Source organism: Microbacterium sp. NPDC058389 (assembly GCF_042722305.1).
In the GTDB taxonomy this organism is placed as follows: Bacteria; Actinomycetota; Actinomycetes; order Actinomycetales; family Microbacteriaceae; genus Microbacterium.
This window is the reverse complement of sequence record NZ_JBHXJQ010000010.1, coordinates 122,212-147,819: the sequence shown is the minus strand read 5'-3', so window position 1 is coordinate 147,819 and position 25,608 is coordinate 122,212. Positions and strand designations below refer to the sequence as shown.

Genomic DNA, 25,608 nt, shown 5'->3' with positions numbered 1-25,608 from the left:
TACTGCAGGGGGGACCCTGTGGGAGAGTAGGACACCGCCGGACACCCATTCACGGAATGGCCACCCACACCCTGGGTGGCCATTCCGCGTTAACACGGGTGATTGCCGAGGCCGCCCGCATCCAGGAGGATCGAATAATGGCAGACCACGAGCCGCGCGACGACAACCGCGCGCCGCGTCAGCGATCCGGGGGCAAGGCGACCTCTGGTGGCGGCAAGCCGTACGCGAAGCGCGACGGCGACCGCAAACCCTACGAGCGTCGTGACAGCGACCGCAAGCCGTATGAGCGTCGCGACAACGACCGTCCGTACGCGAAGCGCGACGGTGACAAGAAGCCGTACGGCGACAAGAAGCCGTACGAGCGTCGCGACGGCGACCGTCCGTACGCGAAGCGCGACGGCGACAAGAAGCCCTACGGCGACAAGAAGTCGTACGAGCGTCGGGACGGCGACCGTTCGTACGGCAGCCGCGACGGTGACCGCAAGCCGTATGGCGACAAGAAGCCGTATGGCGACAAGAAGCCGTTTGGCGACAAGAAGCCCTATGGCGACAAGAAGCCCTATGAGCGTCGGGACGGCGACCGTCCGCACGGCAGCCGCGACGGTGACCGCAAGCCGTACGGCGACAAGAAGCCGTACGAGCGTCGAGACGGCGACCGTCCCTACGCGAACCGCGACGGCGACCGCAAGCCGTATGGCGACAAGAAGCCGTATGGCGACAAGAAGCCGTACGCGCGTCGCGACGGCGACCGCCCCTACGCGAACCGCGACGGCGACCGCAAGCCGTATGGCGACAAGAAGCCGTATGGCGACAAGAAGCCGTACGAGCGTCGAGACGGCGACCGTCCGCACGGCAGCCGCGACGGTGACCGCAAGCCCTACGGCGACAAGAAGCCGTACGAGCGTCGAGACGGCGACCGTCCCTACGCGAACCGCGACGGCGACCGCAAGCCCTACGACCGCAAGCCCTACGAGCGCAAGGACCGCCCGACCCGCGGGGGAGCGGATCGGCCCGATCGCGCGGTGCGCGACGGCGAGATCCGTCCGGTGCGCGCGCGTCACGACGATCCGGTCATTCCCGAAGAGGTCACCGCTCGCGACCTTCCGCCGGGGGCCCGCAACGAGCTGAAGACGCTCAGCAAGGAGAACGCCGACCAGGTCGCGCGTCACCTGGCGATGGCGTCGCAGCTGATCGACGAGGACCCCGAGCTCGCGCACCAGCACGCGCTGTCGGCGTCGCGCCGTGCCGGCCGGATCGCGATCGTCCGTGAGACGCTCGCGATCACCGCGTACGCGACGGGCGACTACGCGCTCGCCCTCCGCGAGCTGCGGACCTATCGCCGCATCTCCGGCAACGACGATCAGATCGCTCTCATGGTCGACAGCGAGCGCGGTGTCGGCCGCCCCGACCGCGCCCTCGAGGTCGGTCGCTCGGTGGATCGCATGACGCTGGAGACCGCGGAGCGCGTCGAGCTGGCGATCGCGATGTCGGGTGCCCGCCTGGATCTCGGCGAGCCGGAGCGCGCGCTGCAGGAGCTCGACATCCCCGAGTTCGATCCGGACCGCGCGTTCGAGTGGAGCCCGGGACTGTTCGCCGCTCGCGCGGCAGTGCTCGCCGAGCTTGGTCGCGCCGACGAGGCCGCGCAGTGGCAGCAGCGCGCGGTGGTCGCCGCGGAGGCGCTGGATGCGGCATCCGGTTACGGCGATCTCGAGACGATCGTCGTCGAGGAGATCCTCGAGGAGGACGACGAGGACGACGACGTCGACGAGGACGACGACATCGATGAGGTCGAAGACGACGAAGACGACGAGCACGACGACGAGGCGCCGCTGGGCGTCGAGCCGTCGGTCGCCGACGAGGTCGCAGAGATCCTGGTCGAGGCCGGCGTCGACGAGCCCGAGGCTGCGGACGACGAGGCACGGGACTGATGGCGCTGTTCGGGCGCCGCACGCAGACCGAAGGACTCGCACCCGCGCCGCTCGCCGGCGTGGACGTGGTGCTCGCGGACCTCGATGGTGTCGTGTACGCCGGGCCCGGCGCGCTGCCGTACGCGGTCGAGAGCCTGAACCAGGCGCGCGGGGACCGGACGATCGGCTACATCACCAACAACGCCGCCCGGACGGACGCCTCGGTCGCCGCGCATCTGACGGACCTCGGTCTCGTGACCGCGCCCCGCGATGTCGTCACGAGCCCGCAGGCCGCGATGCGGCTGCTCGCCGAGCGGATCGCGCCCGGTTCGGCGGTCCTCGTCGTCGGCGGCGACGGCCTGGTCACGGAAGTCGAGAAGGCCGGGTTCGTCGTGACGCGCAGTGCCGATGACGCACCTGCCGCCGTCGTACAGGGCTTCGCGCCCGAGGTCGGCTGGACGCAATTGGCAGAGGCCGCCTTCGCGCTCAAGACGCCTGAAGAAGAAGGCGGCATCCCGTGGGTGGCCACCAACACGGACTGGACGATCCCGCAGTCGCGCGGCATCGCGCCGGGCAACGGCACGCTGGTGTCGGCCGTGCACACCGCCGTCGGCCGCCTGGCGACCGTGGCGGGCAAACCTGAAGTGCCGATCTTCCAGGAGGCCGTCGCACGGTTCGGGGCGCAGCATCCACTGTTCCTCGGAGACCGGCTCGACACCGACATCCTCGGTGCAAACCGCGCCGGCATCGCCTCGGCGCTGGTGCTGACCGGGATCGATCGGCCCAAGCACGTGCTGGCGGCGCCGGAGGGATCGCGCCCGACGTTCATCCTGGGCGACCTGCGGGAGCTCCACGAGCCGTACCCGGAGGTGCGCGTCTTGGACGGCGTGGCCACCGTGCGGGATGCGATCGTCGCCATCGACGGCCCCGATGTGCGCATCGTGTCGGCGGGCACGCGCCCCATCGACCTCGTCCGCGCGGGAGCTGCGGCGATCTGGTCCACGGGGCGTGCGATCTTCGGCTTCCGCGTGCCGGAGGAGCTGTACGCGGACCCGTTCCACCGCCCCTGAGCCGCGCCGCCGTATTCTGGGGGCATGGATGAGCCCCGCGTGCCCGAGGACGAGACCGGCGACCTGCTGTCGACGCTCGAGGTGATCGAGGCGCAGCCGCTGTCCACCCGGGCCGACGCATACGGCGCGCTCCACGACACGCTGGCGCGGCGTCTCGAGGCGACCCCCGGTGCGCCCGCATGACGCAGCGACTGGATGCGGCTCTCGCCGCGCGCGGTCTCGCGCGCTCGCGCACGCACGCCGCGACCCTGATCGCCGACGGACTCGTCTCGGTCGACGGCCGGCCGGTGGTGAAGTCCTCGACCCCGGTCGAGGATGAGAGCGTGCTCGAGGTCGCCGGCGCCGACCACTACGTGAGTCGCGCCGCCCACAAGCTCCTCGCGGGTCTGGACGCGTTCGGTGTCGACGTGCGCGGCCGGGTCGCGCTCGACATGGGCGCGTCGACGGGCGGATTCACCCAGGTGCTGCGCGAACGCGGCGCCGAGCCGGTGATCGCCGTGGATGTCGGTCACGGACAGCTGGCGGCATCCATCGCCCTGGATGCGGGCGTGATCTCGATCGAGGGGTTCAACGTCCGGTACATGACGGCCGCCTCCCTCGCCGAGGCGAGCGGCGTCGACAGTCCGCCGTGGGTGATCACCGGTGACCTGTCGTTCATCTCGCTCGCCCACGTGCTGCCGGCCGTCCGCGCCGTGGCGGCGCCGGACGCCGACGTCGTGCTGCTGATCAAGCCGCAGTTCGAGGTCGGGCGCACCGCCGTCAAAGGCGGGCTCGTGACCAATCCGGTGCTGCGCGCCGACGCGGTCGCCGGAGTGCTGTGGACCGCGTGGGATCTCGGACTGGGAACGCGCGGGCTCATCGCCTCGCCCATCGCCGGAACCCACGGCAACCGCGAGTACGTCGTGCACCTGTCAGCGCGCGAAGGGGCGATCCCGGAGCATTGGCGGGACGAGATCGACCGACTGACGGCATGACGCAGAGGCAGGGTCTCCTCCCCAGCGGCGCTCCGATCGGACCGGAGGAGAGGTCGTCCCCAGGCCGGGTCGGATTGCCCCGGGTGTCGGACGATCCGACAGAATGGGGAGACATGTACCGACTGGCGGGGAGCCGATGAACACTGTCGACGTGCAGGCCGAGCGCAGCATCCTGGTGGTCGCGCACGCCCACCGTCACGACACCGTCGTCGCGGCCGAGCGGGTCGTAGAGGCGCTGCGCGCCGCGGGCGCGCGTCCTGTCTTCGCCGCGGACGACCGCGAGGAGCTCGCCGCCGCGGGATCCTCTCTGGACGTCGCGATCCTCGGCGTGGACGTGCCGGTGACCGACATCGAGCTCGCGATCGTGCTGGGCGGCGACGGCACGATCCTGCGTGCCGCCGAACTCGTCCGCGACGGCACGGCGCCCGTGCTCGGCATCAACATGGGGCATGTGGGCTTCCTCGCCGAGATCGAGCGCGACGACATGGACGAGGCCGTCCGTCGCGTGATCGAGCGCGACTACGGGGTCGAGGAGCGCATGGCGCTGCAGGTGCGCGTGAAGGACACCGGCGACTCCGTTATCTACGAGACCTGGGCCCTCAACGAGGCCACGGTCGAGAAGGCCAGCCGCGAGCGGCTCCTCGAGGTCGTCGTCGAGATCGACGGCCGACCGCTGTCGTCCTTCGGCTGCGACGGCATGGTCGTCTCGACGCCGACGGGCTCGACGGCCTACAACTTCTCGGCGGGCGGTCCCGTCATCTGGCCGACTGTCGAGGCGATCGCGGTGGTGCCGTTGTCGGCGCACGCGCTGTTCGCGAAGCCGCTCGTCGTCGGGCCGGAGCATTCCGTCGCGATCGAGGTGCTCGAGCGCACCAACGGCACCGGCATCCTGTGGTGCGACGGCCGGCGTTCGCACGACCTTCCGCCGGGCGCGCGCGTCGTCGTGCGCCGGTCCGACCGCCCGGTGCGACTCGCGCGGCTGCATCCGGCCCAGTTCACCGACCGTCTCGTGCGCAAGTTCCACCTTCCCGTCGAAGGCTGGCGCGGCCCCGCCGCGATCACCGGTGTGATGCCGGTCGCGGGAGATCGGCAGGAGGCGCTGTGATCGAGGAGATGCGCCTGCGCGACCTCGGCGTCATCGCCGAGGCGACGCTGCCGATGGGACCGGGATTCACTGCGATCACGGGCGAGACCGGCGCAGGCAAGACCATGGTCGTCACCGGCCTGGGCCTGCTGCTGGGTCAGCGCGCCGACTCCGGCGCCGTGCGCGCAGGCGCGTCGCAGGCGACGGTCGACGGCGTCTGGATCGTCCCCGAGGACGGCGCAGTCGCCGAACGCGTGCGCGAGGCGGGCGGCGAGGTCGAGCCGATCGGCGGCGGCCGTGCGGAGCTGTACGTGGGCCGCTCGATCTCCAGCGAGGGTCGTGGCCGGGCTTCGGTGGGCGGGCGTTCGGCGCCCGCGGGCGTGCTCGCGGATCTCGCCGACGACCTCGTCGTGGTGCACGGGCAGTCCGACCAGCTGCGACTCAAGTCCGCGGCCGCGCAGCGCGATGCGCTGGACCGGTTCGGCGGCGAACCGGTGCAGTCGGCGCGGGACGTGTACCGTCAGGCGTTCGAGCACTGGCGCGGCATCGACCGCGAGCTGTCGCGCCTCACCGACGACCGCGACGCGCGTGCCCGCGAGGCCGAGGAGCTGCGCGCCCAGCTGACGGAGATCGAGCAGGCCGCCCCGGAGCCGGGGGAGGACACCGACCTTGCGACCCGGGCCGAGCGCCTCGCGAACGCCGAAGAACTGCGCCTGGCCGCAGCGACGGCGCACGACGCGCTCTCGGGCGAGGCGGACGGACCGGACGCCGGCGCGCTGCTGTCGGACGCCCGCCGCGCCCTCGAGCGCGTCCACGACCCCGTGCTCGAAGAGCTCGCCGGCCAGGTGGCCGACCTCGGCTATCGCGCCGCCGACATCGCGGCCGCGCTGGCCGGGTACCTCGCCGACCTCGACGAGTCCGGCCCCCACGAGCTCGCCGCGGTCGAAGAGCGTCGTGCCGTCCTCGCCGCGCTCATCCGCGCCCATGGCACGCTCGACGCGGCGATCGAGCTGCTCGACACGGGTTCGTCGCGTCTGGCCGAGCTCGACGACGACTCCGATCGCATCGAGCGTCTGACGGCGGAACGGGATGCCGCGGCATCCACTCTCGATCACGCCGCCGCCGCGCTCACCGAGGTCCGCACCGAGGCAGCCGGGCGCCTGGGCGCGGCCGTGACGACCGAGCTGCGTGCCCTCGCGATGCCCGACGCGCGACTGGAGGTCGCCGTCACCGCGGGGGCCGAGTCGGCGTCCGGGCGCGACGACGTCGCGATCCTGCTCGCCCCGCACCCCGGCGCGGAGCCTCGTGCCGTGTCGCGCGGCGCGAGCGGCGGCGAGCTCAGCCGCGTCATGCTCGCGATCGAGGTCGTGATCGCGGGTGTCGACCCGGTGCCCACGTTCGTCTTCGACGAGGTGGATGCCGGCATCGGCGGGGCTGCGGCGATCGAGGTGGGCCGTCGCCTGGCCCGGCTCGCGCAGTCGTCGCAGGTCATCGCGGTCACCCACCTGGCACAGGTGGCGGCATTCGCGGCCAACCACCTGACCGTCGTCAAGGCGAACGACGGGTCGGTCACCGCCTCCGACGTGCGGCGACTGGAGGGCGCCGATCGCGAGGCGGAGATGGCGCGGCTGCTGTCGGGCATGCCCGACAGCGAGGCGGCTCTCAGCCACGCGCGCGAGCTGCTCGGCCTCCGCACCGACGCCGAGTGAGGAACAGCACACGCTTCCGCGTGTCCTCAGCTTCTGCGAAGCTCTTCGAAAAACCGCCTGATAGGATAAAAGCCCGTGATGCAGACTTCTGATTCTTTCCGCGGCGACTCTTCGAACGACACCACCAAGCACATCTTCGTGACCGGTGGTGTCGTTTCCTCGTTGGGCAAGGGTCTGACTGCCGCCAGCCTCGGGAACCTGCTCACCGCACGCGGCCTCCGCGTCGTCATGCAGAAGCTCGACCCGTACCTGAACGTCGACCCGGGCACGATGAACCCGTTCCAGCACGGCGAGGTCTTCGTGACCGACGACGGCGCCGAGACCGACCTCGACATCGGCCACTACGAGCGCTTCCTCGACATCGAGCTGAGCCAGGCCGCGAACGTCACGACCGGTCAGATCTACTCGCAGGTGATCGCCAAGGAGCGTCGCGGCGAATACCTCGGCGACACGGTGCAGGTCATCCCGCACATCACGGACGAGATCAAGCGGCGCATGCGCCTGCAGGCGGACGAGTCGCCCAAGCCCGACGTGATCATCACCGAGATCGGCGGCACGGTCGGCGACATCGAGTCGCAGCCGTTCATCGAGTCCGCCCGCCAGATCCGTCACGAGCTCGGCCGCCAGAACGTGTTCTTCGTGCACGTGTCGCTGGTGCCGTTCATGGGCGCCTCGGGCGAGCAGAAGACCAAGCCCACCCAGCACTCCGTCGCCGCCCTGCGCTCCATCGGCATCCAGCCCGACGCGCTCGTGCTGCGCAGCGACCGTCCCGTCACCGAGTCGAACAAGCGCAAGATCGCGCTCATGTGCGACGTCGACGAGGACGCGGTCGTCAATGCTGTCGACGTGCCGAGCATCTACGACATCCCGTCGATGCTCAACGAGCAGGGCCTCGACGCGTACATCGTGCGCGCGCTCGGTCTCGCGAAGGCCGAGGACGTCGACTGGTCGCGCTGGCAGCGCGTGCTGAACGCCGTGCACAACCCGAAGCACGAGGTGACGATCGGCCTCGTCGGCAAGTACATCGACCTGCCCGACGCGTACCTTTCGGTCACCGAGGCGCTGAAGGCCGGCGGCTTCGCGCAGGAGACCCACGTCAACATCCGGTGGATCCCCTCCGACGAGTGCGAGACGCCCGAGGGTGCCGCCAAGGCACTGAGCCCGCTGGACGGCATCGTGATCCCCGGGGGCTTCGGCATCCGCGGCATCGAGGGCAAGATCGGCGCGCTGAAGTTCGCGCGCGAGCAGGGCATCCCCACGCTCGGCATCTGCCTGGGCCTGCAGTGCATCGTCATCGAGTACGCCCGCCACGTCGCCGGCATCGAGGACGCGTCGTCGAGCGAGTTCGACCCCGACACGCAGCACCCGGTGATCGCCACGATGGAGGAGCAGGTGGACATCCTCGACCACGGCGACCTCGGCGGCACGATGCGTCTGGGGCTGTACCCGGCCGATCTCGCAGAGGGGTCGATCGCGGCGGAGGTGTACGGCTCGGGCCGCGCGTCGGAGCGTCACCGTCACCGCTACGAGGTGAACAACCGCTACCGCGACCAGATCGCCGCGGCCGGCCTCGTGTTCTCGGGCATCAACCCGGACCTCGACCTCGTCGAGTACGTCGAGCTGCCGCGTGACGTCCACCCGTACTACATCGCCACGCAGGCGCACCCGGAGCTGCGCTCGCGGCCGACGAACGCGAACCCGCTGTTCCGCGGCCTCGTGGGCGCCGCGCTGGAGCGCCACCGCTCCAGCGAGCTGTTCGAGGTCGAGAACGACTGATGACGGGGGAGCGGACGCTCGCCGACGAGCCCGTCGAGGCGGCCGTCCTGCACAGCGACCTCGTGTACGAGGGACGCGTGTGGGACGTCCGCAGCGACACCGTCGCGTACGGCGACGGGCAGATCGTGCGCCAGTACGTCGATCACCCCGGGGCGGCGGCCGTCGTGGCGCTGGACGAGCACGACCGCGTGCTGCTGATCCAGCAGTACCGGCATCCCATCCGGTCCCGTGACTGGGAGGTGCCGGCAGGACTGCTCGACGTCGCGGGCGAGTCACCGCTGCAGACCGCGCAGCGTGAGCTCGCCGAGGAGGCAGACCTCGTCGCGGCGTCGTGGGAGCCGCTCGTGAGCGTGTTCACCACACCGGGCGGCAACGACGAGATCGTGCACCTGTTCCTCGCGCGGGGCCTGTCGGCCGCGAGCGAGGCTCACGCCCGCGAGGCCGAGGAGGCCGACATCCGGATCGAGTGGATGCCGCTGCCCGACGTCGTCGCGGCGGTCTTCGCCGGGCGCATGCGCAACGGCATCCTCGCGACCGGTGTGCTGGCGGCATCCGAACGGCTGCGCGCCTGAGGACAGGAGCCTGACGTGCAGATCGAGCGTGCGGTGCAGTCGTACCTGCGGCACGTCTCGATCGAGCGCGGGCTGTCGGAGAACACCGTCGCGGCATACCGGCGCGACCTCGCGGGCTATGCCACGTGGCTCGACGAGCAGGGGGTGCGCGACACCGCAGAGGTGACGCCCGTCATGCTCGCCAGCTTCGTCGCCGATCGGGCGGCCGCGCACCCGCCGATGGCGGCCTCGTCGCTCGCACGGCTGCAGTCCTCGGTGCGGGGGCTGCACCGCTTCCTCACCCGCGAGGGCATCGAGCCTGCCGACCCGACATCGCATCTGCGCCCGCCCAAGCAGCCGCGGCGGCTGCCGAAGGCGCTGACCATCGACCAGGTCTCGACGCTGCTGGAGGCCGCCGGCCCCGCCGACGACGTCCTCGGGGTGCGCGACCGGGCGCTGCTGGAGCTGCTCTACGCGACGGGTGCGCGCGTGTCCGAGATCGTGCAGCTCGACGTGGACGACCTGTCGCACGGGGACGTGCTGCGCGTGCGCGGCAAGGGATCGAAGGAGCGCATCGTGCCGGTCGGGTCGTACGCCCGCGCCGCCGTCGACGCGTACTTGACGCGGGCGCGTCCGCAGCTGTCGCGCCGCGGACGCGCGACGCCGCGGCTGTTCCTGGGCGCCCGCGGCGCTCCGCTGTCGCGGCAGAGCGCGTGGCTGATCATCCAGTCCGCCGCGGAACGCGCGCACCTGACCGCGCACGTGTCGCCGCACACGCTGCGGCATTCGTTCGCGACCCACCTCCTGCAGGGCGGCGCCGATGTGCGCGTCGTCCAGGAGCTGCTCGGGCACGCGTCGGTGGCGACGACGCAGATCTACACCCACGTGTCCGTCGACGCGCTGCGGGACGTGTACGCCACCAGTCACCCGCGTGCCCGGTGAACGATTCCCCAACAGCCCACTAGGATCGAGCGAGCACGAGGAAGCGGGAGCACGGTGGCTGACAGCACGGCGAAGACGAGGACGGTCAAGGCCTCGGAGTCCGACGTCCCCATCGGCCCCACCGGCCGCCCCTACCAGGGGTTCCCGACTCCGCCCAAGCTCGACGGCCACGGGCCTGCCCGCATCATCGCGCTGTGCAACCAGAAGGGCGGCGTCGGCAAGACGACGACCACCATCAACCTGGCGGCCGCGCTCGCCGGCTACGGCCGCAAGGTGCTCGCCGTCGACTTCGATCCGCAGGGCGCGCTGTCGGCGGGCCTCGGCATCCAGACGCACGAGATCCCGACGATCTACGACCTGCTGCTGGACGGCAAACGCGATCCGCGCGAGGTGATCGTCCACACGCGCGTCGAGAACCTCGACGTCATCCCGGCGAACATCGATCTGTCGGCCGCGGAGGTGCACCTCGTCAACGAGGTCGCGCGTGAGCAGACGCTTTCTCGCGCGCTGCGCAAGATCACCGGCGACTACGACGTGATCCTCATCGACTGCCAGCCGTCGCTCGGTCTGCTGACCGTCAACGCCCTCACTGCGAGCCACGGCGTCGTGATCCCGCTGGAGTGCGAGTTCTTCGCGCTGCGTGGCGTCGCGATGCTCATCGAGACGATCGACAAGGTGCGGGACCGCCTCAACCCGACGATCGAGCTCGACGGCGTGCTCGCGACGATGTACGACGCGCGGACGCTCCACTCGCGCGAGGTGCTCGAGCGCGTGGTGGACGCGTTCGGCGACGATGTGCTCGAGACGGTGATCGGCCGCACGGTGAAGTTCCCGGACGCCTCGGTCTCGGGCATGCCGATCACCGAGTTCGCGCCCGAGCACGCCGCGGCGCAGGCCTACCTGCGACTGGCGCGGGAGCTGGTCGCCCGTGGCGCTGTCGCCTGACGCGTCGACAAGCTCAGCGACCGGGGAGCCGGGAAGCGGTCCCGAGCCCGCAGACGGGTTCCGCGTGTCGTTGTCGAACTTCGACGGCCCGTTCGACCTGCTCCTCACCCTGATCTCGAAGCACGAGCTCGACATCACGGAGGTGTCGCTCTCGCTCGTCACGAACGAGTTCATCGCGTACCTGCGGGCCGTGGGGCCGGAGGAGGAGCTGGATGAGGCATCCGAGTTCCTCGTCGTCGCCGCCACGCTGCTCGACATGAAGGTGGCCGGTCTGTTGCCGCAGGGCGAGCTCGTCGACGCGGAGGCCGTGGCGCTGCTGGAGGCGCGCGACCTGCTGTTCGCGCGGCTGCTGCAGTACCGGGCGTTCAAGGAGGTGTCGGCGTGGTTCGAGCGGAGCCTGCGCCGGGAGGACCGCCGGCATACGCGCTCGGTGCGGCTCGACGAGAAGTACCGCAATGCCGTCCCCGAGCTCGTGTGGTCGCTGAGCCCCGAGGACTTCGCCGCGCTCGCGCTGCTCGCGATGACCCCGAAGGAGCTGCCGAGCGTCGGACTCGACCACCTGCACGCGCCGCTCGTGAGCATCCGGGAGCAGGCGGCGATCGTCGTGACGCTGCTGCGGGATGCCGGTTCCCTGACCTTCCGCGAGCTCATCGCCGGCGTGGGCCAGACCGGTGTCGTCGTCGCCCGCTTCCTGTCGGTGCTGGAGCTGTACCGCCACGCCGCCCTGTCCTTCGAACAGCTCGAACCGCTCGGCGAGCTGACCCTGCGCTGGAGCGCCCACCGCTGGAGCGACGAGAACCTCGCCACCCTGGGAGCCGACTATGACCAATGACCCGACCACCGCGACCGAGGCGGAGCCCGCGGTCGTCGACACGGCCGACGTCGCGCGACGGCTGGAGGCGATCCTGCTCATCGTCGAGGAGCCGCAGAGCCTCGTGAGCCTGGCCGCCGCCGTATCGGCACCCGTGCCCGCCGTGCGCCAGGCGCTGGAGACGCTCGTCGACGACTACGACGGCCGATCGGGCGGACCCGTGCGCGGTTTCGAGCTGCGCGAGGTCGGCGGCGGGTGGCGGCTGTACGTGCGTGAGGAGCTCGACGACCTGGTGAGCGAGTACGTGGGCGGGCAGGCGCCGTCACGCCTCTCGCAGGCGGCGCTGGAGACCCTCGCCGTCATCGCGTACAAACAGCCGGTCACGCGCAGCCAGGTCGCCTCGATCCGCGCCGTGAATGTCGACTCGGTGGTGCGCACGCTGCTCGCGCGCGGGCTCGTCACCGAGCTCTTCGCGGATGCCGAGACGGGCGCCATCAACTACGGCACGACGGATGCGCTCCTGACGCACCTCGGCATCAACTCGCTGGACGAACTGCCCCACATCTCACCGCTCCTGGACGGAGCCGACGAGGTGGCCGAGGGCGCGGAAGAAGGAGGACGACGGTGACCCTTCGACAGGCTCAGGGACCGGGGGAGGGCGAGGGCGTGCGGCTGCAGAAGGCGCTCGCGAACGCAGGGGTGGCCTCGCGCCGTGTGGCCGAACAGCTCATCGTGGAGGGTCGGGTGCGGGTCAACGGCCGGATCGTCGACGAGCTCGGCTCGCGCATCGACCCAGAGAAGGATCTCGTCGACGTCGACGGCACGGCGGTGCAGTTCGACCAGTCCAAGCGCTACGTCATGCTCAACAAGCCCACCGGCGTCGTCAGCTCCATGAAGGACGACCGCGGCCGCCCCGACCTCCGGCGCTTCACGAAGGACTGGCCCGAGCGCCTGTACAACGTGGGGCGATTGGATGCCGAGACCAGCGGCCTGCTCGTCCTCACGAACGACGGCGAACTGGCGCACGTGCTCGCGCACCCCTCGTTCGGTGTCACCAAGGTGTACATCGCGAAGGTGGATGGAAAGGTCACGCCCCAGACCGTCCAACGGCTGCTGCGCGGGGTCGAGCTGGAGGACGGGCCGATCGCGGCCGACAAGGCGCGGCTCCTGTCAGCGTCGGCAGAGGGTGGCGGGTCGCTGGTGGAGCTGACCCTGCACTCCGGGCGCAACCGCATCGTGCGTCGCATGATGGCCGAGGTGGGGCATCCGGTCGTCGAACTGGTCCGCCGCCAGTTCGGGCCCCTGCACCTGGGAACGCTGCCAGCCGGGCGCGCCCGCGAGTTGACTAAAATGGAGCAGGGCGCTCTGCTGACTCTCGCGCGCCACGAAACCGGCTCTGCCGAGACCCTGGCGAACGAGGAGAAACGTGACTGAGGCTGTCCAGGCGTCGCCTGCCCTGGCGTCGCGCGTGCACGGCACGGTGCGCATCGTGGGCACCGGCCTGCTCGGCGCGAGCATCGGGCACGCGCTGCGGGCGCACGGCGTGGACGTCGCGCTCGACGACACGTCGCCGTCGCAGCTGCGCCTCGCGGTCGACTACGGCGCCGGGCGTCACGCGACCGACGACGACGACCCGACGCTCGTCGTCGTCGCCGTACCGCCGGACGTGACGGCCGACGTCATCGAGCGCGAGCTCGCCCGCTACCCGCGCGCGGTGGTCACCGACGTCGCGAGCGTCAAGCTCGAGCCGCTGCGCACGCTGCGCGAGCGCGGCGTCGACCTCACGCACTACATCGGCTCGCACCCGCTGGCCGGACGCGAGCGCGGGGGAGCGATCTCCGCCCGCGCCGACATCTTCGTCGGGCGCCCGTGGGTCGTGTGCCGCGACAGCGAGACGTCGTCGGCGGACCTCGCGGTGGTCGAGGGCCTCGCGCTCGATCTCGGTGCGACCCCGTTGGAGATGACGCCCGAGGACCACGACCGCAGCGTCGCCCTGGTGTCGCACGTTCCGCAGCTGGTCGCGAGCCTGCTCGCCGGCCGCTTCGTGGACGCGCCGGACGGCTCGCTGCGCCTGGCCGGCCAGGGCGTGCGCGACACGACCCGGATCGCGGCATCCGCCCCCGAGCTGTGGGTGCAGATCCTCGGCGCCAACGCGGCACCGGTGGTCGACGTGCTCGACCTGCTCGCGGCCGACCTCACGTCGGTGGCCGACGCGCTGCGCGACCCTGACGCGCCGGGAGCTCGGCGCGCCGTGGCTGACACGATCCGCCGCGGCAACGACGGCGTCGAGCGCCTCCCGGGCAAGCACGGTCAGAACCGCCGGTTCGAGCAGGTCGTCGTCATGGTCGACGACACGGCCGGACAGCTCGGTCGCCTGTTCGGCGAGCTCGGCGACCTCGACGTGAACGTGGAAGACCTGCGCCTGGAGCATTCGCCCGGCGCCCAGTTCGGCCTCGCCGAGATCAGCGTCGTCCCGAGCGCGGTGCGCCGTGCCGTCGACGGTCTCGAAGCGCGCGGCTGGAAGATTGCGAGCACCACCAATGACTGACCCTTCGACGAGCGCGGGGAGCGGCCGCGAGGCCGTCGTCGTCGTCGCGATCGACGGCCCCGCGGGCAGCGGCAAGTCCAGCGTCTCGAAGCAGGCCGCGCGCCGGCTCGGCTACGGCTACCTCGACACCGGCGCCGCCTACCGTGCGCTGGCGTGGCACGCCCTGGAGCACGGCATCGACACGTCGGATGCGGCATCCGTCCTCGACGTCTCGGGCGACTTCGACTACGCGATCTCGCTCGACCCCGACGAGTACTGGGTGCGCGTCGGACAGGCCGACGTCACCGACGCGATCCGCGAGCCGCGGGTGTCGGACGCCGTGAGCGGCGTCGCGCGCGTGCCGGCCATCCGTGAGGCGGTCAATGCGCTGTTCCGCGCCCTCGTTGCGCAGTCAGGCCGGCCCGGCGTCGTCGTCGAGGGCCGTGACATCACGACCGTCGTCGCGCCGGACGCTCCCGTGCGCATCCTGCTGACCGCCGCGCCGGAGGTGCGCGCCGCGCGTCGCAGCCTGGAGCTGAGGACGCAGGATGCCGCAGCCGTCGCCGCGGCGCTCCACCTGCGCGACGCCTCCGACTCGGCCGTCGTCGACTTCCTCACCGCCGCCCCCGGCGTCGAGGTCGTCGACTCGACCCACCTTGATTTCGACCAGACCGTGGACGCCGTACTCGGCGTGATCGGGGCCGCACTGGCGGCCCCCGCGGCGGACACCGCACAGACGGGAGCCTGAGATGGCCGCTGACAACCGTTCCGACTTCGACGAGTTCGAGGCGGGCGACGACCACCTCGCCGAGAACATCGCCGCCCTCGACGACGAGCTCATCGAGCAGCGCGCGAGCGCGCTCCGCCAGGGCCTCGAGGACTACGAGCTCGACGAGGCCGATGCCGAGCTGCTCGCCGGCGTCATCCGCGGCGAGGACGGCATCGAGTTCCTCCCCGCGCTGCCCGTCGTGGCGATCGTCGGCCGCCCGAACGTCGGCAAGTCCGCGCTCGTGAACCGCATCCTCGGCCGCCGCGAGGCCGTCGTCGAGGACACGCCCGGCGTGACGCGCGACCGCGTGACGTACAAGGCGGAGTGGATGGACCGCCGCTTCACCCTCGTCGACACCGGCGGCTGGGAGCCCGACGCGAAGGGCATCGACCGCTCCGTCGCTCTGCAGGCCGAGGTCGCCATCGATCTGTCGGACGTCGTGCTGTTCGTGGTCGACGCGATGGTCGGCGCCACCTCGACCGACGAGCACGTCGTGCGCCTGCTGCGCAAGACCGGCAAGCCCGTCTTCCTCGTGGCGAACAAGATCGACGACGCCCGCCAGGAGCCCGAGGCCGCGGCACTGTGGAACCTCGGCCTCGGCGAGCCGTACCCGGTCTCGGCGATCCACGGTCGCGGCGTCGCCGACCTGCTCGACGAGATCATGAAGGTGCTGCCCGACGTCTCCGCCGTCGCCAAGCACGAGATCGGCGGCCCGCGCCGCGTCGCCATCCTCGGACGCCCGAACGTCGGCAAGTCGTCGCTGCTCAACAAGGCCGCGGGCGAGGAGCGCGTCGTCGTCAACGAGCTCGCGGGCACCACGCGCGACCCGGTCGACGAGATCGTCGAGGTCGGCGGCAAGATGTGGCGCTTCGTCGACACCGCCGGCATCCGTCGTCGCGTCCACCTTCAGCAGGGCGCGGACTTCTACGCGTCGCTGCGCACCTCGGCTGCGCTGGAGAAGGCGGAGGTCGCCGTCGTCGTGCTCGACGTCACGCAGCCGCTCAGCGAGCAGGACGTGCGCATCATCGACCTCGTGCTCGAATCGGGCCGTGCCCTGGTGCTGGCGTTCAACAAGTGGGATCGCCTCAACGACGACGACATGGACGGCCAGGACCGTCGCCGCTACCTCGAGCGCGAGATCGAGCAGGACCTCGCGCACGTGGCGTGGGCGCCCCGCGTCAACATCTCGGCGCGCACCGGCCGTCACCTCGACAAGCTGGTGCCCGCGCTGGAGACCGCTCTCGAGTCGTGGGATCAGCGCATCCCGACCGGCAAGTTCAACGCGTTCCTCACCGAGCTCGTCGCCGAGCACCCGCACCCGCTGCGGGGCGGCAAGCAGCCGCGCATCCTGTTCGGCACGCAGGCGTCGACGCGTCCGCCGACGTTCGTGCTGTTCACGACCGGGTTCCTCGACCCCGGCTACCGCCGGTTCATCCAGCGACGTCTGCGTGAGCTGTACGGCTTCGAGGGCACGCCGATCGTGATCAACATGCGGGTGCGGGAGCGCCGCCAGCGCTGAGCTAGCGGGGAGAGGCCGGCCGCACCATTGCCGTCGCGTCGGGCTCGGTGAAGCCGAACTGCCGGTAGAGGCCGTGGGCGTCGCCGGTGAACAGCGTCCAGCGCATGGCGGCGCCCGGCCCGTCGTCGATCATGAGCTGCACGAGGCGCTTGCCCAGCGCGTGACCGCGGTGCTCCGGGAGCACGAAGACATCGGCGAGGTAGGCGAAGCCGACGCCGTCCGAGACGGCGCGCGCGAACCCGACCTGCTCGCCCGTGTCGCGGCGGTAGGTGCCGACCACGCGCCACGAGTTCGCGATCTGGGTCTCCACATCCGCGCGCGAGCGCCAACGCCCCCAGTACGCCTCCGTCGAGAGCCAGTCCCACACCACATCCGGCTGGATGCGCGCAGGGTCGTCGTCGAGGTCGTAGCCGGTGTCGTACTCGTCGTGCATGGGACCATTGTGGCGAGTCGCCGCGTGACGCGCGGCGTGCCGGTCGGGGGCCGGTGGCCTGACGGTGTGACAGGCTGGGCGGGTGACGATCGAGCCTCTCGCCCCCGGTGAGCCGCGCCGCCCGCACGGTCCGCGGGATCCGGGCGACGCGTGGGTGGTCGCGCCCAGCGGAGAGCGCTACTGGGGTCGCTTCGGCGCCGCAGGGCTGCTGGCCGTCGACCCGCAGCGCGGCGTGCTGCTGCAGCACCGCGTGTCGTGGAGTCACTTCGGCGATACGTGGGCGCTGCCCGGTGGCGCACGTCACGAGGGGGAGTCGGCGTGCGACGGCGCACTGCGCGAGGCCGCCGAAGAAGCCGGGGTCCCTGCAGACGCCGTCCGGCCACGCGTGCTCAGCGCGTTCGATCTCGGCTACTGGAGCTACACCACGGTCGTGGGCGATGTCGTCGTGCCGTTCGAGCCGGTCATCAGCGACCCCGAGAGCCGCGAGCTCGCGTGGGTGCCCGTCGAGCTCGTCACCGACTATCCGCTCCACCCCGGGTTCGCCGCGTCGTGGGAGCGCCTGCGGTCCCTCATCGACGTGCGCCCTGCTGTGGTCGTCGACGTCGCGAACGTCATGGGCTCTGTGCCCGACGGCTGGTGGCGCGACCGTCCGGCGGCGGCGTCCCGGCTGCTCGCCCGGATCGCCGCACTGGCGGCGGGCGGGGTGGCGGCTTCCTCTCTCGATCTTCCCGAGCAGGTCTGGTACCCGCAGTGGTCGGCGGTCGTCGAGGGGCAGGCGCGCTCGGCCGACGACATCGCCGGCATCGACGTCGTACGCGCCGACGGCGAAGGCGACGACACGATCGTCGCCGAGGCGCCGCGGCTGGCGGCATCCGGCCGGTCCGTCACCGTCGTGACGAGCGACCGTGGGCTCGCGGGGCGGGTCGTGGATGCCGGCGGGGTGGTGCGCGGAGCCCGCTGGCTGCTGGATCAGCTGCCGTAGCGGGATCCGCCCGAAGCCCGGTCTCGGCTGGGCGACGGGCGGATCCGTGTCGGATCAGCCTCCGTGGATCTCGACGTCGGCAGCCTTCACGTAGTACTGGCGGTGCCCGTACGAGATCAGCAGGAACTCTTCCTGGCCGGGGATGTCGACGTGGTCGTTCGGCGTGTCCGGCGAGAAGGTGACGGCCTTGTAGTAGTCCGTCGAGACGGCTGCATCCACCAGTGCATAGCGCTGACCCGCGAGGACCGCGTATGGCGCGACGGGAGTCTGTGCGACGACGCTGACGCCCTCGGGGAACGCGGATGCCTCGGGGTAGGCCGCGCCGTAGACCGGGATGCTCGTGAGGCCCGCCTTCGGCGTGATCCACTGGCCGTTCTTCACCGAGCGCGACACGGGTGCCTCGGTCGGGTCGCGGAACCAGGCCTTCGCTCCGAGGTACCAGATCGCCGTCCAGCCGTCACGACGCTCCGCGACCGCGTAGTCCACACCGGCGGTCGCGCGCGGGCCGATGTCGGAAACGGTGGTGGTGCTCGCCGCGGCGCCGGGATGCAGACCCGGGTCGGGGACGAGGGGGGAATCCTCGCTCGGCTCGGTGTGCAGTGGGACGAAGTTCGTGTTCTCCGTGTCGCACGGGCTGTCGCCGCAGCCGGTGAGCGTCTGGGTGTTGCCCTCGAACCCGGGGAGGATCCGCACGACGTCGCCGCGCTGGTTGCCGACCGTGCCGCGCTGCAGCGGCGCCCCGAGCAGTTCGAAGAAGTGCTCCCAGTCCCAGTAGGGGCCTGGATCCCAGTGCATCGCTGGCACGCTCGATCCCCTCAGCGCGGGGACCTGGTCGTGGCCGATGATGTGCGCCCGGTCCAGCGGGATGCCGTACTCCGCTGCGAGATGCTTCACGAGCTTCGCCGACGACTCGTACATCTCCTCGGTGTACCAGGCGCCGTCCGCCGCGTAGCCCTCGTGCTCGATCCCGATGGCGTGCATGTTCACGTACCAGTTGCCGGCGTGCCAGCCGACGTCCTTGGGATCCAGGTGCTGCGCGACGTGGCCGTCGGACGAGCGGATCGTGTAGTTCCACGCGAGGTAGGTCGGGTCGCTGACGAGCCCGATCGTGCCGTTGTACGACCCCTCGGTGTCGTGGATCACGATGTAGTCGATCGACGGACCGTTCGGCCGGTCGCCGAGGTCGTGGTTGCCGTAGTCTCCGGGGTCGTCGCTGAGCGATTCGTACGGGGCGGGGAGCCATTCGCAGTCCAACGACCTGGGGCAGTCGGTGGTGCTGCCCGGCTTCTGCGCACGAGGCTCGGCCGAGGCCGGCGCCGCTGCGGTCACGATCGCGGTGCCGGCGACGACGGCGAGGGCGACCGTCGCGAGGGTGCGTGTCTTCCGGCGTCGGGTCGACGGCGGGGGAGGTGAGCTCTTCATGGATCTCCATTCGGAAGGTGAACAGCGCACAGTCAACACCGGCGTGCGCTCGGAGGGAAGATCCGGAACGTAAGATTCCTGTGAGAGTTTGTTCCGAGCGGGTTTCCCGGCGCTCGCCGCCGAAGATTGTTCGCGTAAGTCAGGGGGAGCCTTGCGCCGCTCGTGGCAACGGCGGTACGTTTCGCGCAGATCGCCTGCGCGGCGCGATCCCGTGCGGCGTGCGGCAGAGGTGGGGAGCGGCATGTCCTCCTCGAGTGACATCGATGCGGGTCGAGCGGCCGTGGCCGATCGGCGCTGGGCCGACGCGCTCGAACTACTGGCCCGCGTCGATGCGCGCGATGGCCTGGAGGCCGGCGACCTCGACCTGCTCGCGGTCGCTGCGATGCTGCGGGGCGATTCCGCTGCATCGGTGGCGGCGCGGTCGCGTGCCTACTCGGCCCACCTCCTGCGGGGGGACGACGTGGGCGCGGCCCGATCGGCGGAGTGGCTCGCGCTCGACCTGATCGAGCTCGGCGATTTCACGAACAGCGTGATGTGGTCGGCGCGGGCGATGCGCGTCGCGAGCGCGGTGCCTCAGCCGGGGTCGCTGGCGGGTTTCGTGCGGATGGCGCCCGGCGTCGCGCAGTTCGGTGCGGGCGACGCCGCAGAGGCGGTGCCGCGATTCGAGGAGATCGTCGCGATCGCCGATCGCGAGCGCGATCGTGAGCTGGCGGCCGTGGCGAGGCTGGGCCTGGGCAAGTCCCTGCTCGAGGCAGGGCGTGTCATCGACGGCCTGGCGTGCCTGGACCTCGCGGTCGCAGCCGTCGTCGCAGGCGATGTCGCGCCGGTGCCGTCAGGCGTCATCTGCTGTGCTTCGATCTCCGACGCCATCATGGCGTTCGATCTGCAGCGCGCCGGCGCGTGGACGGCGGCGCTCGATCGATGGTGCGTCGAGCAGCCCCAGCTCATCGCCTTCAGCGGGCAGTGCCGCGCGCTGAAGGCCGCGCTGCTGCTGATCCACGGGCACTGGGACGAGGCGTCGGCCGCGGCGGAGTTCGCGATGGCGCGCCTGCGTGCCGGCGACTACCGCGCGATATGGGGTGCTCCCTATCGGTCGGGCGAGCTCGCCCGCCTGCGCGGTGCCTTCCACGCCGCCGAAGAGTACTACCGGCGCGCCGGCGAATCGGGTTGGGACCCGGAGCCCGGGCTGTCGCTGCTGCATCTCGCCGCGGGACGCACGCAGCGCGCCCACGACGGGATCCGCCGCAGCGCGGCCGGCAGCGACCCGTTCACCCGTCTGTCTCTGCTGCCCGCGGTCGCCGAGATCGACCTCGCCGCGGGCGATGTTGCCGGCGCCCGTCGCGCGGTCGACGAGCTGCGCGAGGCGACTCGGGTTGGGGAGACGCCGATGCTTGAGGCGTTCGTCGCCGCCACGGAGTCCGCGGTCCTGCTCGCCGAAGGGCTCCTGGCCGAAGCCGCGACGCAGGCGCGTTCCGCGATCCGGGCGTGGGATGCTGTGGACAGCCCGTATGAGGCCGCGCGCAGCCGTGTGATCCTGGGGCGTGCGCTGCGCGCGACCGGCGACGAGGCGGCCGCGCAGGCGGAGTTCGACGCGGCCCGTGGGGTGTTCCTCGCACTCCGTGCCGAGCCCGCGGCCGACGGTCTTGCGCGTGAAGCGGGGGATCGACGTCCCGGCACCCTGACATCCCGCGAGCTCGAGGTGCTGCGCCTCGTGTCGACCGGCCTCACCAATCGCGGAGTAGGCGAGAAGCTCTCCCTCAGCGAGAAGACCGTGGCGCGTCACCTCGCCAACATCTTCGGCAAGCTCGGGCTGCCGAACCGGGCGGCAGCCACCGCGTACGCGTACGAGCACGGGCTGGTCTGAGCTTCGGGTGTGTCTCCGGCGGCCTGATCTGCATCGAATGACCCATGCGTGCGAGACGGTGAAGATGCGCGCATCGCCCGATGCGACGAGCCCGAGTGGCGCCGTAACGTCGGTGGCATGGACATCCCGCTGATCGCCGGCACGGTCTCGACCGTCGTCTTCGCGGTCAGCAACCTGCCCATGCTGGCCAAAGCGATTCGCACGCGTGACGTGTCGTCGTACAGCGTGCCGAGCGTCACGATGATCAACGCGGCGAACGTCGTCTACTCGCTCTACGTCTTCAGCTTGCCGATCGGTCCGATCTGGGTGCTGCACACGTTCTATGCCGTCTCGTGCGGCATCCTGCTGGTGCTGTGTCTCGCGCCGCGACGGGTCAGTCCGCGCGACCACGCAGCCGATCGATGTCGCGGCGCTCGCGCTTCGTCGGGCGTCCTGCGCCACGGTCGCGCTGCGCCATGATCGGCGTCGGGTCGCGCGGGGGCGTGCGATCCTCCATCGCAGCCGCGACGAGCGGCGCGCCCACGCGCTTGGCGATCGTCTGACGCACGACCAGCATGCGGTCGAACCCGTCGATGCGCACGCGCACCTCGTCGCCCGGCTTGAGGGTCTGGGCGGCCTTGGCGCGTTCGCCGCCGACGCGCACGTGCCCCGCCCGGCAGGCCGCGGTCGCGGCGGAGCGGGTCTTGTAGATCCGAACGGCCCACAGCCAGGCATCCACCCGCACCGGCCGCGTGGCTGCGTCGGTCACGCCGTCACCGGTGTCGCAGCGGGGGCCGCACGCCGGGCACGGACCGCGGCGAGCACACCCGCGGCGATGAGCCCCTGACCGAGGCAGTACGTGAGCATCACGAGCGGGCTGGTCCAGTCGGGCATCGCCGCGGGCAGGAACAGCCGGAACGCGAGCACCGAATCCGACGCGAGGAAGAAGACGCCGCCCCACGCCACGAGCGGATGACAGCGGGATGCCGCCACCGCCGTGCCGCCGAGCACCAGGCCGTACACCGCGACGGCGATCGAGAGGCCGCCGAGGTGCGGCCACAGCACGGCCAGGAGCGCGACCCACCACACGGCGTAGACGGCCGCCCACAGCGGCACGCGGCGCACGGCGAGCCGGCGCCAGAACAGCCAGATGTACGCGATGTGGGCGAGACCGAAGAACAGCAGCATCATCGGCAGCTCCGGCGCGAACGGGAAGAAGGTTCCGGCGCCGTCACCGAGCCACGACAGGCCGATCGCCACGACGAGCAGGGTGAGCGGGGTCGTCCACGGCGTGCCGTGCGAGCCCCACACGACGGCGAAGGCGAGCAGGGGCATCAGCGTCAGCTTGGTCGGTGCCGCGATCGCGTCAGCGTCCGCCGCGAGCGCGGCGACGTGGACGATCGACAGCGCGATGTAGGGGGCGAACGCGATCCAGAGCCGGCGCATGATCCTCCTCGATGTGCAGGGCCACCATAATCGTCGCATGACCGATGTGCTCGCCCGGATGGGCCTCATCCGGATGTCGGCCCGCGACACCGGCACCCCGCACCGCGTCTCGACCCCGCTCGAGCTGCTGTTCGACCTCGTCTTCGTCGTCGCGGTGTCGCAGGCATCCCAGAATCTGCATCACCTGATCAGCGACGACCACGTCGGGCAGGGCGTGCTGTCGTACCTGATGGTGTTCTTCGCGATCTGGTGGGCGTGGATGAACTTCACGTGGTTCGCGTCGGCGTTCGACACGGACGACTGGCTCTACCGCGTGCTCACGATCGTGCAGATGGGCGGTGTGCTCGTCCTGGCAGCGGGCGTCCACGACGCGATGGTCTCGTTCGACTACGCGGTCGTCACGTGGGGCTACGTCATCATGCGACTGGCGATGGTCGCGCAGTGGCTGCGGGCCGCGGCATCCGATCCGGATTCCCGCCGCACCGCCCTGCGCATGGCCGCCGGCGTATCGGCGGTGCAGGTGCTGTGGGTCGCACGCATCTATCTGCTGGACGAGGCAGGGCAGTTCTGGACGTTCTTCGTGCTGGTCGCCCTCGAGCTGCTCGTACCGGTGTGGGGGGAGTCGGCGGGGCGGACGCCGTGGCATCCGCACCACATCGCGGAGCGCTACGGCCTGTTCACCCTGCTGCTGCTCGGCGAGAGCCTGCTCGCGTCCGCGAACGCGATCTTCGACGCGCTGGGCGAGGGCGAGCACGTGCCGGAGCTGCTGACCCTCGCGATCTCGGGCATCATCGTGACGGCCGGCATCTGGTGGGTGTACTTCGCGCGGGAGCAGCACGGTCGTCTGGAGGGGCGGAAGTCGGCGTTCCGGTTCGGGTATCTGCACTACGGGATCTTCGCGGCGGTCGGCGCGGTGTCGTCCGGCGTCGAGGTCGAGATCGATGAGATCACCGGGCACACGTCGGTGTCGCCCGCGGTCGCTGGGCTCGCGCTGACACTGCCGATCGCGATCGTGGTGGCGGGGGCGTGGCTGGTTCTGCTGCGTGCGTCGCTGTCGCGCTGGGCCTCGGTCGCCGTGCTCGCGGGCGCTGTGCTGATCGCCCTGAGCGGCCTGCTGCCGTCCAACGAGTACGTCGTGGCCGCGGCGCTGCTCGCCGGCGTCGTGGTGGTGCTGGAGGTCGACGGGGCGCGGGCGGCCGGTCGCGAGGCCGCGAGCGAGGTCAGTCGCTGAGGTCGAGCGACACGATCGCGAGCTCAGGCCGCGGGCGCGCGACCTCACGGAACCCGGCGGCTGCGAACGTCGACAGCACGCCGTGGTACAGGTCGTTCACGGGCACCTTCTTGCCCGCGTGCGGGTCCATCGGGTAGGCCTCCACGACGCGGGCGCCGGCGGCGCGGGCGTAGTCCAGCGCTGCGTCCAGCAGTCGTGCGTTGAGGCCCTGCTTGCGGTGCTCCTTGCGCACGACGAAGCAGCTCACGGCCCACACGTCGGGGTCGTCCCAGTCCTCCTCGGATGCGACGAAGCTGCGCGTACGCGCGAGCCGCACCTGACGCGTGCGGGGGCCGACCCTCACCCATCCCACGGGCTCGCCGTCGACATAGGCGATCAGCGCGGGCGGGGGACCGGCCGCGACCTCGTCGCGCAGCAGTTCGCGCCGCTCGTCGAGCGTCGTGCGGTTGAACTCGGCGTTCGTGATCGTCCACCACTGGCATTGGCAGCCGTGCCCGTCGCCCCCTCCGCTCAGCGCGTGCTGGGCGTCGTCGAAGCGGTCGGCGGTGGCGGGTTCGATCGTGATGTGAGCCATGTCGTGCCTCCTGCCGCGACGGTAGTCGGGCCCGCCGACATCGACAAGCCAACGGGATGCCACGCCCGGCGGTCGCCGTGTTCGCGAGGCCTCCGCGGACCGGGTAGGATGGTCGAGTTGTCCGCACGCAGGTGCGGCAGCGACAACAGAACAACGGGATGTGGCGCAGCTTGGTAGCGCACTTGACTGGGGGTCAAGGGGTCGCAGGTTCAAATCCTGTCATCCCGACAGAAAAGCCCTGGTAGATCGAAAGATCTACCAGGGCTTCGTCGGTTCTTGGACCCCGCGCTGTGAGATCGCCATCGCGGTTCACCCCGCGAGCGCCGCGAGCTCCTCTCGTGTGCCGTTGAAGGCATTCATGTCGATGTAGTGCTCGACGCCGTCGTACCCCTCGAGCCGGTCACGGTTCGAGTACTGCCAGAGGGTCCACTCACGGTCGTCCTCCAGGTGTGCAGGAAGGACGATGGAGCGGATCCAGATGGGGTACTCCGCGTATCTGCCGGAGAGATAGCGGTCGTAGGCCTCGGGGGTCGCGTAGATGACGGGCGGTGCTCCGTAGTGCTCTTCGAGCTTCTCGAGCAGCGGCACCAGGACCGCGTCGACCTGCGCGCGCGGCGGCGGGTGCTGGAAGTAGTCCCCGTAGTACTCGAGATCCAGGGCGATCGGCAGCGTCGCGCCGAGAGGGACGGTGTCGATGACATGGGCGGCTTGCGTCTCGCCGCTGCTGTCGAAGCTCACGAAGTGGTACGCGCCGACCAGCAGCTCGGTGTTCATGGCGCCCTCCCAGTTGCGGAGGAACTGCGAGTCGACCGATGAGGACCCCTCGGTCGCCTTGATGTACGCGAAGTCGATGTCCTGGGAGGCGAGCACGTCCCAGTCGACGTCGCCCTGGTAGCTCGAGATGTCCACTCCGCGCACGGAGTAGCCGGCGGCGAAGATCCGCCCCGGCCAGATGACGCCGCTGGCGAGGAGCACCGCGAGCACGCCGAGCATCGCGAGCACGCCGGCGAGGACCACGATGAGGCGCGCGGTTCTCCTTCGAGGGGATGCCGTGTGCTCCTGCATGAGGAGAACCCTAGGTGCAAGCGGCCCT

The 25,608-nt window shown here is 70.9% G+C and carries 26 protein-coding genes and 1 tRNA gene; 21 read left to right on the top strand and 6 right to left on the bottom strand.

Annotated features, from left to right (window positions below):
• Positions 1-137: 137 nt before the first annotated feature.
• The 16 genes from ACFWJ8_RS14480 to der all read left to right on the top strand — a co-directional run bounded on the left by ACFWJ8_RS14480 (position 138) and on the right by der (position 16,584).
• The gene (locus tag ACFWJ8_RS14480) at positions 138-1,928 is read left to right on the top strand and encodes a primosomal protein (RefSeq protein ID WP_378812670.1); all 1,791 of its coding nucleotides are present in this window, start codon (positions 138-140) and stop codon (positions 1,926-1,928) included.
• A complete protein-coding gene (locus ACFWJ8_RS14475; RefSeq protein WP_378812668.1) occupies positions 1,928-2,977 on the top strand; it encodes an HAD-IIA family hydrolase in 1,050 nt (349 codons plus the stop codon). Before ACFWJ8_RS14480 ends, ACFWJ8_RS14475 begins: the two co-directional genes overlap by 1 nt.
• A gap of 24 nt (positions 2,978-3,001) precedes the next feature.
• A complete protein-coding gene (locus ACFWJ8_RS14470; protein ID WP_378812665.1) occupies positions 3,002-3,160 on the top strand; it encodes a hypothetical protein in 159 nt (52 codons plus the stop codon).
• Complete coding sequence (locus ACFWJ8_RS14465; protein ID WP_378812662.1) at positions 3,157-3,951, top strand: TlyA family RNA methyltransferase; 795 nt, start codon at positions 3,157-3,159, stop codon at positions 3,949-3,951. The genes ACFWJ8_RS14470 and ACFWJ8_RS14465 overlap by 4 nt, the downstream gene beginning before the upstream one ends.
• Positions 3,952-4,087: 136 nt before the next feature.
• Positions 4,088-5,056: an NAD kinase gene (locus ACFWJ8_RS14460; protein WP_378812660.1), complete on the top strand. Its 969-nt coding sequence runs from the start codon at positions 4,088-4,090 to the stop codon at positions 5,054-5,056.
• Positions 5,053-6,744, top strand: a complete 1,692-nt coding sequence (recN, locus tag ACFWJ8_RS14455; protein WP_378812658.1) for a DNA repair protein RecN — start codon at positions 5,053-5,055, stop codon at positions 6,742-6,744. Before ACFWJ8_RS14460 ends, recN begins: the two co-directional genes overlap by 4 nt.
• 78 nt (positions 6,745-6,822) lie before the next feature.
• Complete coding sequence (locus ACFWJ8_RS14450; RefSeq protein ID WP_378812655.1) at positions 6,823-8,520, top strand: CTP synthase; 1,698 nt, start codon at positions 6,823-6,825, stop codon at positions 8,518-8,520.
• Complete coding sequence (locus ACFWJ8_RS14445; RefSeq protein WP_378812652.1) at positions 8,520-9,092, top strand: NUDIX domain-containing protein; 573 nt, start codon at positions 8,520-8,522, stop codon at positions 9,090-9,092. Before ACFWJ8_RS14450 ends, ACFWJ8_RS14445 begins: the two co-directional genes overlap by 1 nt.
• A gap of 15 nt (positions 9,093-9,107) precedes the next feature.
• On the top strand, positions 9,108-10,013 hold the full coding sequence (gene xerD / locus ACFWJ8_RS14440; protein WP_378812650.1) for a site-specific tyrosine recombinase XerD: 906 nt from the start codon (positions 9,108-9,110) through the stop codon (positions 10,011-10,013).
• A gap of 54 nt (positions 10,014-10,067) precedes the next feature.
• On the top strand, positions 10,068-10,958 hold the full coding sequence (locus tag ACFWJ8_RS14435; RefSeq protein WP_378812647.1) for a ParA family protein: 891 nt from the start codon (positions 10,068-10,070) through the stop codon (positions 10,956-10,958).
• Positions 10,942-11,790 carry a segregation and condensation protein A gene (locus ACFWJ8_RS14430; RefSeq protein WP_378812644.1) on the top strand — a complete coding sequence of 283 codons (849 nt, stop codon included), beginning with the start codon at positions 10,942-10,944 and terminating at the stop codon, positions 11,788-11,790. The genes ACFWJ8_RS14435 and ACFWJ8_RS14430 overlap by 17 nt, the downstream gene beginning before the upstream one ends.
• Positions 11,780-12,397, top strand: a complete 618-nt coding sequence (gene scpB, locus ACFWJ8_RS14425) for an SMC-Scp complex subunit ScpB (protein WP_378812641.1) — start codon at positions 11,780-11,782, stop codon at positions 12,395-12,397. Before ACFWJ8_RS14430 ends, scpB begins: the two co-directional genes overlap by 11 nt.
• Positions 12,394-13,203, top strand: a complete 810-nt coding sequence (locus ACFWJ8_RS14420; RefSeq protein ID WP_378812638.1) for a pseudouridine synthase — start codon at positions 12,394-12,396, stop codon at positions 13,201-13,203. Before scpB ends, ACFWJ8_RS14420 begins: the two co-directional genes overlap by 4 nt.
• Positions 13,196-14,317 (top strand): prephenate dehydrogenase, encoded by a 1,122-nt coding sequence (locus ACFWJ8_RS14415; RefSeq protein ID WP_378812636.1) that lies wholly within the window; start codon positions 13,196-13,198, stop codon positions 14,315-14,317. The genes ACFWJ8_RS14420 and ACFWJ8_RS14415 overlap by 8 nt, the downstream gene beginning before the upstream one ends.
• On the top strand, positions 14,310-15,044 hold the full coding sequence (gene cmk, locus ACFWJ8_RS14410) for a (d)CMP kinase (RefSeq protein ID WP_378812633.1): 735 nt from the start codon (positions 14,310-14,312) through the stop codon (positions 15,042-15,044). The genes ACFWJ8_RS14415 and cmk overlap by 8 nt, the downstream gene beginning before the upstream one ends.
• Position 15,045: 1 nt before the next feature.
• Positions 15,046-16,584, top strand: a complete 1,539-nt coding sequence (gene der, locus ACFWJ8_RS14405) for a ribosome biogenesis GTPase Der (RefSeq protein WP_378812631.1) — start codon at positions 15,046-15,048, stop codon at positions 16,582-16,584.
• Position 16,585: 1 nt separating this feature from the next.
• Here der and ACFWJ8_RS14400 read toward each other — a convergent pair whose 3' ends face one another.
• Positions 16,586-17,017, bottom strand: coding sequence for a GNAT family N-acetyltransferase (locus tag ACFWJ8_RS14400; protein ID WP_378812628.1), 432 nt, complete (start codon positions 17,015-17,017; stop codon positions 16,586-16,588).
• Between the two features lie 82 nt (positions 17,018-17,099).
• Between ACFWJ8_RS14400 and ACFWJ8_RS14395 the strand changes: the two genes are divergently transcribed.
• Positions 17,100-17,999: an NUDIX domain-containing protein gene (locus tag ACFWJ8_RS14395; RefSeq protein ID WP_378812626.1), complete on the top strand. Its 900-nt coding sequence runs from the start codon at positions 17,100-17,102 to the stop codon at positions 17,997-17,999.
• Between the two features lie 54 nt (positions 18,000-18,053).
• Here ACFWJ8_RS14395 and ACFWJ8_RS14390 read toward each other — a convergent pair whose 3' ends face one another.
• Positions 18,054-19,421 (bottom strand): N-acetylmuramoyl-L-alanine amidase, encoded by a 1,368-nt coding sequence (locus ACFWJ8_RS14390; RefSeq protein ID WP_378812624.1) that lies wholly within the window; start codon positions 19,419-19,421, stop codon positions 18,054-18,056.
• Between the two features lie 241 nt (positions 19,422-19,662).
• On the opposite strand from ACFWJ8_RS14390, the gene ACFWJ8_RS14385 reads away from it, so the two are divergent.
• Together ACFWJ8_RS14385 and ACFWJ8_RS14380 are read left to right on the top strand one after the other, a co-directional pair.
• Complete coding sequence (locus tag ACFWJ8_RS14385; RefSeq protein WP_378812621.1) at positions 19,663-21,285, top strand: LuxR C-terminal-related transcriptional regulator; 1,623 nt, start codon at positions 19,663-19,665, stop codon at positions 21,283-21,285.
• A gap of 117 nt (positions 21,286-21,402) precedes the next feature.
• On the top strand, positions 21,403-21,744 hold the full coding sequence (locus ACFWJ8_RS14380; protein WP_378812618.1) for a hypothetical protein: 342 nt from the start codon (positions 21,403-21,405) through the stop codon (positions 21,742-21,744).
• Here ACFWJ8_RS14380 and ACFWJ8_RS14375 read toward each other — a convergent pair.
• Both ACFWJ8_RS14375 and ACFWJ8_RS14370 read right to left on the bottom strand, forming a co-directional pair.
• A complete protein-coding gene (locus ACFWJ8_RS14375) occupies positions 21,659-22,033 on the bottom strand; it encodes an RNA-binding S4 domain-containing protein (RefSeq protein WP_378812615.1) in 375 nt (124 codons plus the stop codon). The genes ACFWJ8_RS14380 and ACFWJ8_RS14375 overlap by 86 nt on opposite strands.
• On the bottom strand, positions 22,030-22,710 hold the full coding sequence (locus ACFWJ8_RS14370; protein ID WP_378812612.1) for a lysoplasmalogenase family protein: 681 nt from the start codon (positions 22,708-22,710) through the stop codon (positions 22,030-22,032). Before ACFWJ8_RS14370 ends, ACFWJ8_RS14375 begins: the two co-directional genes overlap by 4 nt.
• Before the next feature lie 37 nt (positions 22,711-22,747).
• Here ACFWJ8_RS14370 and ACFWJ8_RS14365 point away from each other — a divergent pair, with 37 nt between their 5' ends.
• Positions 22,748-23,941, top strand: coding sequence for a low temperature requirement protein A (locus ACFWJ8_RS14365; RefSeq protein WP_378812609.1), 1,194 nt, complete (start codon positions 22,748-22,750; stop codon positions 23,939-23,941).
• On the opposite strand, the gene ACFWJ8_RS14360 is transcribed toward ACFWJ8_RS14365, so the two are convergent.
• A complete protein-coding gene (locus tag ACFWJ8_RS14360) occupies positions 23,931-24,515 on the bottom strand; it encodes a GNAT family N-acetyltransferase (protein ID WP_378812606.1) in 585 nt (194 codons plus the stop codon). The two genes, ACFWJ8_RS14365 and ACFWJ8_RS14360, sit on opposite strands and share 11 nt — an antisense overlap.
• Before the next feature lie 154 nt (positions 24,516-24,669).
• On the opposite strand from ACFWJ8_RS14360, the gene ACFWJ8_RS14355 reads away from it, so the two are divergent.
• Positions 24,670-24,743, top strand: a tRNA-Pro gene (locus tag ACFWJ8_RS14355).
• 81 nt (positions 24,744-24,824) lie between these two features.
• On the opposite strand, the gene ACFWJ8_RS14350 is transcribed toward ACFWJ8_RS14355, so the two are convergent.
• Entirely contained in the window at positions 24,825-25,580 is a 756-nt protein-coding gene (locus ACFWJ8_RS14350; protein ID WP_378812603.1) for a GH25 family lysozyme, read from the bottom strand.
• Positions 25,581-25,608: the final 28 nt, after the last annotated feature.

What these genes read in the sequence shown, in the direction of transcription:
- ACFWJ8_RS14480 (WP_378812670.1), top strand. Translation starts at nt 138, where the DNA reads ATGGCAGACCACGAGCCGCGCGACGACAACCGCGCGCCGCGTCAGCGA.
- ACFWJ8_RS14475 (WP_378812668.1), top strand. Translation starts at nt 1,928, where the DNA reads ATGGCGCTGTTCGGGCGCCGCACGCAGACCGAAGGACTCGCACCCGCG.
- ACFWJ8_RS14470 (WP_378812665.1), top strand. Translation starts at nt 3,002, where the DNA reads ATGGATGAGCCCCGCGTGCCCGAGGACGAGACCGGCGACCTGCTGTCG.
- ACFWJ8_RS14465 (WP_378812662.1), top strand. Translation starts at nt 3,157, where the DNA reads ATGACGCAGCGACTGGATGCGGCTCTCGCCGCGCGCGGTCTCGCGCGC.
- ACFWJ8_RS14460 (WP_378812660.1), top strand. Translation starts at nt 4,088, where the DNA reads ATGAACACTGTCGACGTGCAGGCCGAGCGCAGCATCCTGGTGGTCGCG.
- ACFWJ8_RS14450 (WP_378812655.1), top strand. Translation starts at nt 6,823, where the DNA reads ATGCAGACTTCTGATTCTTTCCGCGGCGACTCTTCGAACGACACCACC.
- ACFWJ8_RS14445 (WP_378812652.1), top strand. Translation starts at nt 8,520, where the DNA reads ATGACGGGGGAGCGGACGCTCGCCGACGAGCCCGTCGAGGCGGCCGTC.
- scpB (WP_378812641.1), top strand. Translation starts at nt 11,780, where the DNA reads ATGACCAATGACCCGACCACCGCGACCGAGGCGGAGCCCGCGGTCGTC.
- cmk (WP_378812633.1), top strand. Translation starts at nt 14,310, where the DNA reads ATGACTGACCCTTCGACGAGCGCGGGGAGCGGCCGCGAGGCCGTCGTC.
- der (WP_378812631.1), top strand. Translation starts at nt 15,046, where the DNA reads ATGGCCGCTGACAACCGTTCCGACTTCGACGAGTTCGAGGCGGGCGAC.
- ACFWJ8_RS14400 (WP_378812628.1), bottom strand. Translation starts at nt 17,017, where the DNA reads ATGCACGACGAGTACGACACCGGCTACGACCTCGACGACGACCCTGCG.
- ACFWJ8_RS14390 (WP_378812624.1), bottom strand. Translation starts at nt 19,421, where the DNA reads ATGAAGAGCTCACCTCCCCCGCCGTCGACCCGACGCCGGAAGACACGC.
- ACFWJ8_RS14385 (WP_378812621.1), top strand. Translation starts at nt 19,663, where the DNA reads ATGTCCTCCTCGAGTGACATCGATGCGGGTCGAGCGGCCGTGGCCGAT.
- ACFWJ8_RS14380 (WP_378812618.1), top strand. Translation starts at nt 21,403, where the DNA reads ATGGACATCCCGCTGATCGCCGGCACGGTCTCGACCGTCGTCTTCGCG.
- ACFWJ8_RS14370 (WP_378812612.1), bottom strand. Translation starts at nt 22,710, where the DNA reads ATGCGCCGGCTCTGGATCGCGTTCGCCCCCTACATCGCGCTGTCGATC.
- ACFWJ8_RS14365 (WP_378812609.1), top strand. Translation starts at nt 22,748, where the DNA reads ATGACCGATGTGCTCGCCCGGATGGGCCTCATCCGGATGTCGGCCCGC.
- ACFWJ8_RS14360 (WP_378812606.1), bottom strand. Translation starts at nt 24,515, where the DNA reads ATGGCTCACATCACGATCGAACCCGCCACCGCCGACCGCTTCGACGAC.
- ACFWJ8_RS14350 (WP_378812603.1), bottom strand. Translation starts at nt 25,580, where the DNA reads ATGCAGGAGCACACGGCATCCCCTCGAAGGAGAACCGCGCGCCTCATC.